This window comes from Aestuariivirga sp. (assembly GCF_044239095.1).
GTDB lineage: Bacteria > Pseudomonadota > Alphaproteobacteria > Rhizobiales > Aestuariivirgaceae > Aestuariivirga.
Map to the genome: position 1 here is coordinate 1 of NZ_JBIICB010000147.1, position 10,145 is coordinate 10,145.

The following is a 10,145-nucleotide window of genomic DNA, read 5'->3' on the forward strand; positions in this document are numbered from 1 at the left end:
ACAGTCGGCGGCGGAAACGGTGAAACTGATACCATTGCGCATCCTTTCAGATTCGCACGTCAACAAGCCGTTGGGAACCTTCAATCGGACTCTTTTGTCCCGGCCAATCCACTAGGAGAACGGCATGAGCGTTGACCCCGGATCTATCGAGCATCTGACGGAAATCATCGGGCACGTGGTGGCGCCGGCATTCCTGCTTGGCGCGGTGGCGAGCTTTGTGTCGATCCTCGTCGATCGCAGCCAGGACTTGCAACACCGCATCCGCGAGAAAAAGGCGGCAAATGGCGCCGATGCGGACGGCCAGTCCGAGCTCCGCCGCCTCAAGCAGCGGGCCCAGCTGCTGCACCGGGCCGTTGTGCTGTCAATCGGCAGCGGGGCGGCTGCTGCGTTCCTGATCATGATTGCCTTCACTGCGGCGCTGGTTGGGGTGCAGCATGTGTGGTTTGTGGCCATACTGTTCATCATCTCGATGTTCCTGCTGCTCTGGTCTCTCCTCGACTTCGCAAGCGAGATCAAGATCGGGCTCATGGCCGATCACGAGCTTTGACATGACGATGTTTCCACCAGACCTCGATGCGCGCGCGGCGGAACTGATTGATCGCCTGCGCGGTGCTAGGCTGATGCTGGCCACTGCCGAGAGCTGCACCGGCGGGCTCATCGCCGGGCTGATAACCTCCGTATCTGGATCATCTGACGTGCTGGACTGCGGCTTCGTCACCTACTCCAACGGTGCCAAGGCGCGGATGATCGGGGTGCCTTCGGACCTCATCCAGCGCCATGGAGCGGTGAGCGCCGAGGTGGCGCGCGCCATGGCGGAAGGGGCGCTGGCCAACAGCGCGGCGGATGTGGCGGTGGCCGTGACGGGCGTGGCAGGCCCCGGCGGCGGAAGCGCGGCCAAGCCCGTGGGTCTTGTGCACTGTGCAGCCGCACGGCGCGGGCGCGAAACCGTCAGCCGCGAGTTGCGGCTGGGTGACATCGGGCGGCAGGAGGTGCGGATCGAGACGGTGCGCGTGGCGGTGGCGATGGCTTATGAGATCGCCGGGCCATAAAGCGTTCGCGCGCGCTCCTCGAAGGCGGACATGACCTTGCGGACCGCGAGGTCGAACATGCCTGAAAACATGAATTGCAGCGTGCGGCTCTTGAGCTGGTAATCCACCGTGAAGGTGATGTCGCAACGGCTGTCACCCGTTCCCACGATACGCCACTCGGATTCGAGGTGCTTGACCGGCCCCTCGTTGGAGCGCGCGGTGACGGTGAGGGCTTTCGGGTTTACGGTGACGCGGCTGGTCATCACCTCCTCGACGCGGAGCTTGTCGTAAGCAACGGTAAGCTCTCCTTCGAAGGTTTCGGTGCCGTCCTCATGCGTTTTCGCGTGGCGCACGAGAGAGCGCTTCACCAGCGGCAGGAACTCCTTGTAGCGGGCGACATCACGCGCGATGGCGAAGACCTGCTCCGCCGTGTAGGGCACGCTGCGCGTGACGCTGAAGTTCGGCAACGCTCAGCCCTTCGCGGCGCGCGCGGCGCGGAGCCTCGCGAAATCATCGCCCGCGTGGTGGGACGAGCGCGTCAGCGGCGAGGAGGCGACCATGAGGAAGCCCTTGGCATAGGCGATGGTCTCATAGCCCTTGAACTCGTCAGGCGTCACGAAGCGGTCAATCGCCGCGTGCTTGCGGGTGGGCTGGAGATATTGGCCGATGGTGATGAAGTCGATGTCGGCCGAGCGCATGTCATCCATCACCTGCATCACCTGCTCACGCGTTTCGCCCAGGCCCACCATGATGCCAGACTTGGTGAACATGGCGGGATCAAGCTCCTTCACGCGCTGAAGAAGGCGGAGCGAGTGGAAGTAACGGGCACCCGGGCGGATCCTGAGATAGAGCGCGGGGACGGTTTCGAGATTGTGGTTGAAGACGTCAGGGCGGGCCTCGACGACCTTCTCCAGTGCGCCGTCCTTCTTGAGGAAGTCAGGTGTCAGCACTTCGATGGTGGTCGCGGGCGAGGCCTTGCGGACTTCGCGGATGGTGCGGGCGATGTGGCCCGCACCGCCATCGTCCAGATCGTCACGGTCAACTGAGGTGATGACGGCGTGCTCGAGGCCCATGCGGGCGATGGCGTCCGCCACCTTCTCGGGCTCGTCCCTCACCAGGGCTTCCGGCATGCCGGTCTTCACGTTGCAGAAGGCGCAGGCCCTGGTGCAGGTGTCGCCCATGATCATGAAGGTGGCGTGCTTCTTCGACCAGCATTCGCCGATGTTGGGGCAGCCCGCCTCCTCGCAGACGGTGACCAGCTTGTTCTCGCGCACGATCTTCTGCGTTTCCGCGAAGATGGGAGATCCCGGGGCCTTGACCCTGATCCACTCCGGCTTCTTGAGGATCGGCGTGTCCGGCCGGTTGGCCTTCTCGGGGTGGCGGAGCTTGGCCTTGCTGTCGAGGATGGTGACCATGGTGGCTTGCTATCTGCTCCTGACGAGACGCACGACCCAGAGCAGCACGACGGCGCCAGCGACTGCGACGATGAGATTGCCGATGAACCAGCCCTGGAACAACTCGCCGATCCGGATGCCAAGCGCATTGGCGAGGAAAGCACCGACATAGGAGCCGATGATGCCCACAACGATGTTCATCAGCAGGCCGTGGTTGGCCTTCATCACCTTCTCGGCGATCCAGCCCGCGAGCGCGCCGATGATCAGCGTGCCGATCAATCCCACGCCACCGCCGAGATCCATCAAGTTGTTCGGTTCCATTCCAAGTCTCTCCCGTCCCGTTTGTGGTGCCCTCCCCATATGGGGGAGGGGGACTTTTCGTTTAGATAGGCGTTTCCGTGTGGCCGGGCAAGCTGCCGGGCTCACATGTGAATGACGCGGCCATAGGCGTCGAGCACGCTCTCATGCATCATTTCCGACAGGGTCGGGTGCGGGAAGACGGTATGCATCAGCTCTTCTTCCGTTGTCTCGAGGCCCATGGCGACAACGAAGCCCTGGATCAGCTCGGTGACCTCCGCACCCACCATATGCGCGCCGATGAGGCGGCCGGTCTTGGCGTCGAAGATGGTCTTGACGAGGCCCTGGTCCTCTCCCAGTGCGATGGCCTTGCCATTGGCGAGGAAGGGGAAGCGGCCGATTTTCAGTTCATAGCCCGCGGCCTTGGCTTTCGCCTCGGTGAGGCCGACGCTTGCAACCTGCGGGTGGCAATAGGTGCAGCCGGGGATCTGCTCCTTCTTCATCGGGTGGGCGTCGAGGCCCTTGATCCTTTCAACGCAGATGACGCCCTCATGCTCTGCCTTGTGGGCGAGCATGGGCGGGCCTGCGACGTCGCCGATGGCATAGACACCGGGGATGTTGGTGCGGCCGTAGCCGTCGATGACCACGCAGCCGCGCTCGGTCTTGACTCCCAGCGCTTCGAGGCCAAGGCCTTCGATGTTGCCCTGGACGCCGACGGCGGAGATGACGCGGTCAACGGTGAGGGTCTCGGACTTGCCGCCTGCTTCGATGGTGGCGGTGACGCTGTCGGCGGCCTTGTCGAGCTTGGTGACCTTGGCGCTTAAGCGGAACTTGAGGCCCTGCTTTTCCAACTGCTTCTGGGCGAGCTTGGAGATTTCCGTGTCTTCAACCGGCATGATCTGGTCCATGACCTCGACCACCGTCACGTCAACGCCCATGGCGTTGTAGAAGGAGGCGAATTCGATGCCGATGGCGCCGGAGCCGACGACGAGCAGCGACTTCGGCATGGCCTTGGGGACCATGGCTTCGAAGTAAGTCCAGACCAGCTTGCCGTCGGGCTCGAGGCCGGGCAGCACGCGCGGGCGGGCACCCGTGGCGATGATGATGTGCTTGGCTGAATAGGTCCCTGCCCCGAGCTTGTCCTTCGGTTCCGGATGCTGCGGCTGGACGGCGGGCTTGGTGGGTGCGGCGACCACGATCTCGTTGGGCTTGGTGAGCTTGGCCTCGCCCCAGATGACGGTGACCTTGTTCTTCTTCAGCAGCATGGTGACGCCGCCATTCAAGCGGCCCGACACGCCGCGCGAGCGCTGGACGACGGCTGTGGCGTCATAGGTGATGTTGTCCGCCAAGAGGCCGTAGTTCTTGGCGTGCTTCATGTAGTGGTAGATTTCGGCCGAGCGGAGCAGCGCCTTGGTGGGGATGCAGCCCCAGTTGAGACAGATGCCCCCTAAGTGCTCACGCTCTACCACGGCTGTCTTGAGGCCCAGCTGTGCGGCGCGGATCGCGGCCACATAGCCGCCGGGGCCGCCGCCGATGATGATGATGTCGAAGGTGTTGTCGGCCATTTGTAACAGTCCCCTTGTTGAACGAAGGGCCCTCATCCGCCCTTCGGGCACCTTCTCCCATCGCGTTGCGACGGGAGAAGGGAAATGTGGTCTTGCAGCTTCCCCTTCTCCCGTCCCGGAGGGATGGGAGAAGGTGGCCGACAGGCCGGATGAGGGCCTCTCGCCGCGCGTTCTATATCGCCAGTATCCCCTTCACCACCGGCACCAGCGCCGTGCCGATGGCTTTCGTATTCGCGGCATCGAGATGGCCGCCGTCGGTTGAATCCGCCTTGGCCACCGTGCCGGTGTCGAAGAAGTGCACGCCCGTTTCCCTGGCGACGCGGGAATAGTGGTGCGCGAAGAGTTTCGACTCCTCAATCGCGTGGCCCCACAGGTCGTTGAACCATTCATCCGTGGTCGGAACGAGTGCGGGCGGCGACATGATGAGGATCTGCGGGGTCTTGTAGGCCGGCAGGAACGAGAATTTCTGCACGATCTCGATGAGGCGCGCCATGCCCATGGAGGCATCGAAGGCGCGGCAGCGGTTGGCGTATTTGATGTCGTTGGTGCCGAGCAGGATGATGACGAGATCAAGCGGCTGATGCGTCGACAGCATGATGGGCAGCGCCTTGGCGCCGTTGCGGTCATCGAAGGTGGTGGGATCATCGAAGATGGTGGTGCGGCCATTGTGGCCTTCCTCGATGACGCGGGCGGTGCCGCCGAGGCCTGCGGCCAGTGCGTTGGGCCAGCGTACCTCATGCAGGTGGCGCTCCCATTTGCCGGCGATGAAGCCCCAGGTGAGTGAGTCGCCGAAGGCGAGGATCTGTTTCATGGTCACACCAGCATCAGGCCGGGTTCTTCGAGATGGGCCTTGATGGCCCCGATGAATTCAGCGCCCAGGGCGCCGTCGATGCAGCGGTGGTCGGTGGAGAGGGTGATGGTCATCTGCTGCTCGATCTTGATGTCATGGCCGCGCACCACGGGGCGGCGCTCGGCGGAGCCAATGGCGAGGATGGAGGCGTGCGGCGGGTTCACGATGGCCGCGAAGTTCTTCACGTTCATCATGCCCATGTTGGAGATGGCCGCGGAACCGCCGGTGTATTCATCGGGCTTGAGCTTGCGGTTCCTCGCGCGGGCGGCGTAGTCCTTCATCTCGCTCGAGATCTGGGCGAGGCCCTTGGTTTCGGCTTTGCGCACAATGGGGGTGATGAGGCCGCCGGGGATCGAGACGGCAACGCCGATGTCAGCGTGCTTGTGGCGGACCATGGCGCTCTCCGTCCAGGAGACATTGGCATCCGGCACCTTGATCAGCGCCATGGCCATGGCCTTGATGATGAAGTCATTGACGGACACCTTCCAGAGGGGCTTGCCGTCCTTGTCCTTGGGCGCCTGGAGGTTCAGGCGTTCGCGGATGTCGAGGAGATTGTCGATGGTGACGTCGACCGAGACGTAGAAATGCGGAATGGTCTGCTTCGACTCGGTCAAGCGCCGGGCGATGACCTTGCGCATGCCATCATGCGGCACGAGATCGTAGGAGCCTTCGGCGAAGAGCTTCAGCACCTGCTCGTCTGAGGGCGGCGGGGCAATGGCGGGCCCTGCGGCGGGCTTCGGCGCGGCGGCGGCTGCGGCAGGCTTCGCGGTCTCGACATCCTTGAGGACGATGCGGCCGTGGGGGCCTGAGCCCAGCAGCGTGGCGATGTCCACGCCCTTCTGCTTTGCCATGCGGCGAGCCAGCGGCGAGGCGAAGACGCGCGCGCCTTCAGGCTTGACTGCCGCTACTGCCGCTGCTGCGGCGGCCGGCGCGGATGCAGGTGCTGCGGGCTTTTGTGCAACGGGCACGGGCTTTGGCGCGGCGGGAGCGGGCGCATCACCCATCTTCTCGCCCTCACCCAGGATCACGGCGATGGGGGTGTTGACCAAAACGTCCTCGGTGCCTGCGGCGATGAGCAGCTTTCCGAGGATGCCCTCGTCCACCGCCTCAACTTCCATGCTGGCCTTGTCGGTCTCGATCTCGGCCAGGATGTCGCCGGACTTGACGGCGTCACCCTCCTTCTTGAGCCACTTGGCAAGCTTGCCCTTTTCCATGGTGGGCGACAGGGCGGGCATGAGGACATTGACGGGCATTGGCGGCGTTCCCCTCTTCGGAGCCGGGGCGGCTTGCGCCGCGCCCAGTCTTGCAAGTTACGACTTGTTGGCCAGCGGCGAGAGCTGGGCTGCGACCTTGTTCAGGTCCTCGTTCAGCACCTTGCGGATCGCCGCGAAGTTATCAGCCGGGTTGCCTGTGCCCATCTCGGCACAGGCGGCGGCGACCTGCTGGGCCATGCCGGCCAGCACGTGGCCCCAGACTTCGGGCTTGCCGAAGGCCATGGCATGGAGCGAGAGGCTCAAGCCACCGCCGGTGATCCAGGCGCGGGCCACTTCGCCGGCCTTAGGATCATGAAACACTTCATGCGGCGGCTCCAGCTGGTGCGGGTGCATCTCGCCGTGGTGGTTGTGATGGTGATGATCGTGATCAGACATAGAGGACGGCCTTTGCTGCGGCGACCACCTCATCGGCATTGGGCAGCGCCAGTTTCTCGAGATTGGCCGCATAGGGCATGGGTACGTCCTTGCCGGCGACGCGTGCGACAGGCGCGTCGAGGTAATCGAAAGCATGGGTCATGATCTGGGCAGCGATTTCGCTGGTCACCGAGAATTGCGGGAAGCCCTCCTCCACGCACACACAGCGGTTGGTCTTCTTCACACTCTCGAGGATGGTCGGAAGATCCATCGGCCTGATGGTGCGGAGGTCGATGACCTCAGCCTCGATGCCATCGGCGGCGAGCTTCTCGGCCGCTGCCATGGCATAGGTCATGCCGATGCCGAAGGAGACGATGGTGACGTGATGCCCAACCCGCGCAATGCGGGCCTTGCCGATGGGGACCAGCCAGTCCTCAACCTTCGGCACCTCGAAGCTCTTGCCATAGAGGATCTCGTTCTCGAGGAAGACGACGGGGTCCGGATCGCGGATCGCCGCCTTCATCAGGCCCTTCGCGTCCGCTGCTGTATAGGGCATGACAACTTTCAGGCCGGGGATGTGGCCGTACCAGGCGGCATAGTCCTGGCTGTGCTGGGCGGCAACGCGCGCTGCCGCACCACTTGCCCCGCGGAACACGATGGAACAGCCCATTTGGCCACCCGACATGTAGAGCGTCTTGGCGGCGGAGTTGATGATGTGGTCAATCGCCTGCATGGCGAAATTGAAGGTCATGAATTCGACGATGGGCTTCAACCCCGCGAAGGCCGCACCCACGGCCAGGCCAGTGAAGCCATGCTCGGTGATGGGCGTGTCGATGATGCGCTGCGGGCCGAATTCGTCCAGCATACCTTGCGAGATCTTGTAGGCGCCCTGGTATTGGCCCACCTCCTCACCCATGAGGAAGACGTCCGGGTCACGCCGCATCTCTTCCGACATGGCCTCGCGCAGCGCCTCGCGCACCGTCATGGTGACCATTTCGGTGCCGGCGGGAATTTCGGGCGTTGGCGCTGCTGCCTGCGTGACAACCGCGGGTGCAGCAACGGCGGGGGCTTCTGCCTTTGGAGCATCGGCCTTGGGAGCCTCAGCCTTTGGTGTTGGTGCTGGTGCTGGTGCTGCATCCGCCTCGCCGATAACGGCGATGGGGGTGTTGACCTTCACGTTCTCGGTGCCCGCCGGAATGAGGATGGCGGAGAGCGGGCCCTCGTCGACCGCTTCCACCTCCATGGTGGCCTTGTCGGTCTCGATTTCGGCAATCACGTCGCCGGGCTTCACCATGTCGCCGACGTTTTTCAGCCATTTGGCGAGCTTGCCCTCTTCCATGGTGGGCGAGAGGGCGGGCATGAGGATCGATGGCATTTCTGTCTGTCTCCCCGGTGGCTCAGGCGTTCACGTAGATGTCGGTGTAGAGCTCGGAAGGATCGGGCTCCGGATCGTTCTGGGCGAATTCCGCAGCCTCCGTCACCACGGCGCGGATTTCGGCGTCGATCTTCTTGAGGTCGTCCTCGGTCGCGAGCTTTCCGTTGAGGATGCGGGCCTTGACCTGCTCGATCGGGTCATGCTCCTCGCGCATCTTCTGGACCTCTTCCTTGGAGCGGTATTTCGCCGGGTCCGACATGGAATGGCCGCGGTAGCGGTAGGTCATCATCTCGAGGATATAGGGGCCCTCGCCCGCGCGGCAGTGCTCGACCGCGCGGTCGCCCGCATCGCGAACCGCGCGCACGTCCATGCCGTCCACCTGCTCGAAGGGGATGCCGAAGGCCGCACCGCGCGCACCCAGCTGCTCCGCCATGGCGGTGGAGCGCGAGGCGGCCGTGCCCATGGCATAGCGGTTGTTCTCGATGATGAAGATGCAGGGCAGCTTCCAGATCGAGGCCATGTTGAAGGTCTCATAGACCTGGCCCTGGTTGGCGGCACCATCACCGAAATAGGCGACGGCGACATGGTCGTTGCCGCGATATTTGTTTGCGAAGGCCAGCCCTGCGCCGAGCGGCACCTGGGCGCCGACGATTCCGTGCCCGCCGAAGAACTGCTTTTCCCGGCTGAACATGTGCATGGAGCCGCCCTTGCCCTTGGACAGGCCGCCGCGGCGTCCGGTCAGCTCCGCCATGACGCCCTTGGCGTCCATGCCGCAGGCCAGCATGTGGCCGTGGTCGCGGTAGGAGGTGATGACCTGGTCACCCTCCTTCTGGGCCATCTGCATGCCGACGACGACAGCCTCCTGGCCGATATAGAGGTGGCAGAAACCGCCGATGAAGCCCATGCCGTAGAGCTGGCCGGCCTTCTCCTCGAAGCGGCGGATCAGCAGCATTTCGCGGTAAGCGTGAAGTTCCTCCTCAGAGGTAAATCCGCTGTTGGTGAGATTGGCCTTCTCACCCTTTGTCAGCTTGCGCGTGATATAGGCCGACTTTACCGCCATGAACGCTTCCTCCAGCCGTGATCTATGACTGGTGTCATAGCATTAAACGGTTGAGAACGCAGGCAAAAACGAGAATTAACTGAATTTCGGTTTATGGGGCGGATTTCGTTCGGTATTTATCTTGCGGTGAAGGCCACGACATCGGTGGGCTTGGCCAGTTCCAGGGTTCCGCGGGCGAGTTCGTCGAGGAGGTCAGGGTCAATGCTCTCGGGCCGCAGGAGCACCACCTTGTCTTCCAGCCTGACCCGCTCGGCATGGAGGTCCGCATGCCGCCCGGCGAGTTCCGCAGCCCATGCTGCGCGCTCTTCCTTGTGATGAAAGCCGCGCGGCCCCATCCAGGCGTGCCAGGCGAAATAGCCAAGCAGCGCGCAGCACACGGTGGTGACGATGATGTCGAAGCGGCGCATGGGGGACTCCGGTGTCTGAGGGCAGGTTTCAGCCGGTTGGGTTAAGAAAGGGTTGAAGGCGCGGGGCTTCCGGCCTCCGCGATGGCAGTGAACGCGGGATGCCGGATTGGGGCGGGCATGACGGCGTCAATGATGACGCCATTGCAGCCGCAGCAGTTTCGCTTGACCTTTGGGCTGATCATGACGATGTAACTCGTGGAGTTACCGATATGTTGTCAAGCAGCCGATTCATTGTCGCCGTCCATGCCATGAGCGTCCTTGCGCGCTTTCAGGGCAAGGGGCCGGTGTGTTCGGCGCTGGTGGCGCAGAGCGTGCACACCAATCCGGTGGTGATCCGCCGGTTGATGACGGAACTGGAGCGGGCGGGACTGGTGAAGTCCATTGCCGGGCGCTCGGGCGGGTTCGCGCTGAACCGCGACCCCGGCATCATCACGCTGGCGGACGTCTATTTCGCGGTGGAGGACGAAAACGTCTTCCGCATGCACAAGACCGATCCGCGCTCGCCATGCCCGGTGGCGGCGCAATTGGGGCAGGTTCTCTC

12 protein-coding genes and 1 pseudogene are annotated in these 10,145 nt (G+C 63.6%); 3 read left to right on the forward strand and 10 right to left on the reverse strand.

Annotated features, from left to right (window positions below; genetic code table 11):
• The first annotated feature begins 124 nt into the window (after window positions 1–124).
• Window positions 125–547 carry a DUF2721 domain-containing protein gene (locus ACILRA_RS13675; protein ID WP_395662650.1) on the forward strand — a complete coding sequence of 141 codons (423 nt, stop codon included), beginning with the start codon at window positions 125–127 and terminating at the stop codon, window positions 545–547.
• A gap of 1 nt (window position 548) precedes the next feature.
• Window positions 549–1,049 (forward strand): CinA family protein, encoded by a 501-nt coding sequence (locus tag ACILRA_RS13680; RefSeq protein WP_395662651.1) that lies wholly within the window; start codon window positions 549–551, stop codon window positions 1,047–1,049.
• Here ACILRA_RS13680 and ACILRA_RS13685 read toward each other — a convergent pair.
• From ACILRA_RS13685 to ACILRA_RS13730, 10 genes and pseudogenes are all read right to left on the reverse strand, one after another.
• Complete coding sequence (locus tag ACILRA_RS13685; RefSeq protein ID WP_395662652.1) at window positions 1,028–1,495, reverse strand: type II toxin-antitoxin system RatA family toxin; 468 nt, start codon at window positions 1,493–1,495, stop codon at window positions 1,028–1,030. The two genes, ACILRA_RS13680 and ACILRA_RS13685, sit on opposite strands and share 22 nt — an antisense overlap.
• Before the next feature lie 3 nt (window positions 1,496–1,498).
• Window positions 1,499–2,443, reverse strand: coding sequence for a lipoyl synthase (lipA, locus tag ACILRA_RS13690; RefSeq protein ID WP_395662653.1), 945 nt, complete (start codon window positions 2,441–2,443; stop codon window positions 1,499–1,501).
• A 9-nt stretch (window positions 2,444–2,452) separates the two neighbouring features.
• On the reverse strand, window positions 2,453–2,743 hold the full coding sequence (locus tag ACILRA_RS13695) for a GlsB/YeaQ/YmgE family stress response membrane protein (RefSeq protein ID WP_395662654.1): 291 nt from the start codon (window positions 2,741–2,743) through the stop codon (window positions 2,453–2,455).
• A gap of 101 nt (window positions 2,744–2,844) precedes the next feature.
• Window positions 2,845–4,284 (reverse strand): dihydrolipoyl dehydrogenase, encoded by a 1,440-nt coding sequence (gene lpdA, locus ACILRA_RS13700; protein WP_395662655.1) that lies wholly within the window; start codon window positions 4,282–4,284, stop codon window positions 2,845–2,847.
• A gap of 172 nt (window positions 4,285–4,456) precedes the next feature.
• A complete protein-coding gene (locus ACILRA_RS13705; protein ID WP_395662656.1) occupies window positions 4,457–5,095 on the reverse strand; it encodes an SGNH/GDSL hydrolase family protein in 639 nt (212 codons plus the stop codon).
• A 2-nt stretch (window positions 5,096–5,097) separates the two neighbouring features.
• A complete protein-coding gene (locus ACILRA_RS13710) occupies window positions 5,098–6,387 on the reverse strand; it encodes a pyruvate dehydrogenase complex dihydrolipoamide acetyltransferase (RefSeq protein ID WP_395662657.1) in 1,290 nt (429 codons plus the stop codon).
• Window positions 6,388–6,444: 57 nt separating this feature from the next.
• Entirely contained in the window at window positions 6,445–6,783 is a 339-nt protein-coding gene (locus tag ACILRA_RS13715; protein WP_395662658.1) for a DUF5076 domain-containing protein, read from the reverse strand.
• Window positions 6,776–8,137: a pyruvate dehydrogenase complex E1 component subunit beta gene (locus ACILRA_RS13720; RefSeq protein ID WP_395662659.1), complete on the reverse strand. Its 1,362-nt coding sequence runs from the start codon at window positions 8,135–8,137 to the stop codon at window positions 6,776–6,778. Before ACILRA_RS13720 ends, ACILRA_RS13715 begins: the two co-directional genes overlap by 8 nt.
• Window positions 8,138–8,159: 22 nt before the next feature.
• Window positions 8,160–9,119 (reverse strand): annotated as a pseudogene (gene pdhA / locus ACILRA_RS13725) (pyruvate dehydrogenase (acetyl-transferring) E1 component subunit alpha); the annotation flags it as partial.
• Between the two features lie 194 nt (window positions 9,120–9,313).
• Complete coding sequence (locus ACILRA_RS13730; RefSeq protein WP_395662660.1) at window positions 9,314–9,604, reverse strand: septum formation initiator family protein; 291 nt, start codon at window positions 9,602–9,604, stop codon at window positions 9,314–9,316.
• A 209-nt stretch (window positions 9,605–9,813) separates the two neighbouring features.
• On the opposite strand from ACILRA_RS13730, the gene ACILRA_RS13735 reads away from it, so the two are divergent.
• On the forward strand, window positions 9,814–10,145 hold a 332-nt coding region (locus ACILRA_RS13735; RefSeq protein WP_395662661.1), incomplete at its 3' end, for an Rrf2 family transcriptional regulator.